This window comes from Amycolatopsis kentuckyensis (genome assembly GCF_002155975.1).
GTDB lineage: Bacteria > Actinomycetota > Actinomycetes > Mycobacteriales > Pseudonocardiaceae > Amycolatopsis > Amycolatopsis kentuckyensis.
In genome coordinates, this window is the sequence record NZ_MUMI01000380.1 from 1 (window position 1) to 1039 (window position 1039).

Sequence of the window (1039 nt, forward strand, 5' to 3'; positions counted from 1 at the left end):
CGGAACGGCGGCGGGCCAGTCCTATCAGGACCGGCCCGGGCCGCCGCCGTTCCGCGTAAAGCGGGAGGAAATTGCCGTACGTCTCCTCGGGTGGATACACTCCACCGAAGAACGCCGACCATTGTGCAACTTGTCACACGTCGCGTTCCCCCGGACGCACATCCAGCTGAGGAGCATTCCCGTGGCCCAGAAAGTCCTCGTCGAGATCCTGGACGACATCGACGGCAGCACCGCCGCCCAGACCGTTCAGTTCGGCCTCGACGGCGTCACCTACGAAATCGACCTTTCGGACGAGAACGCCTCCGCCCTGCGCGACGAACTGGCCCGCTACATCGCGGCCGGCCGGCGCATCGGCGGCCGCAAGGTCCGGGTCGCCACCGGGCAGTCGACCACCACCAGCACCACCGACCGCGAGCGCAACCAGCAGATCCGCGCCTGGGCCAACGCGAACGGCTACGAGGTCTCCGAGCGGGGGCGCCTGTCCTCCGAGGTGATCGCCGCCTACGAGCAGGCCCAGGTCGAAGAGGCCGAGGCGCCCGCCGCCCCGCCGCGCAAGCGGGCTCCGCGCAAGAAGGTCGCCGCCGCCAAGAAGTAACGCGGTGGGCGGCAGATCACTGGGGAGAGATCACCGCACCGTCGGTGGCGAGGGTGGAAACCCCCCTCGCCACCGACGTCGGCGTGGGAGGCGTCACACTTCCCGCGTTGTCAGGAATTGTCAGCGCATTCCCGGCGGCGTTTCCGGAAACGTCATCCGCGCAGCGCCGGTCCGATCCAGCGGCGGACCAGGGCGCGCAGCTCGTCATCGGTGAGCGGCGGAGTCGACGGGTACTGCAGGAACGACAGGAACAGCCGCATCAGGACCTCGGCGAGACCCCGGAGCTCCTCGTCGGTCGCGATCCCGGCGCCCGTCCAGTCCACCGGCAGGTTCCGGAGGATCCGCGCGCCGTACGAAAACGCCAGCGGCGAAACGACGCCGTCGGTGAAGAAGTCCGCTTCGCCCGCCTGCAGGAGCAGGCCCATGTGCGGCTCCCCGGGGAGC

General features: G+C 69.6%; 1 protein-coding gene and 1 pseudogene. One reads left to right on the forward strand and one right to left on the reverse strand.

What is annotated here, in order from left to right; translation table 11 throughout:
* The first annotated feature begins 181 nt into the window (after window positions 1-181).
* Window positions 182-595, forward strand: a complete 414-nt coding sequence (locus CCN39_RS32355; RefSeq protein WP_086848477.1) for a histone-like nucleoid-structuring protein Lsr2 — start codon at window positions 182-184, stop codon at window positions 593-595.
* 152 nt (window positions 596-747) lie between these two features.
* On the opposite strand, the pseudogene CCN39_RS32360 reads toward CCN39_RS32355, so the two are convergent.
* Window positions 748-1039: pseudogene (locus tag CCN39_RS32360) on the reverse strand (TetR/AcrR family transcriptional regulator); the annotation flags it as partial.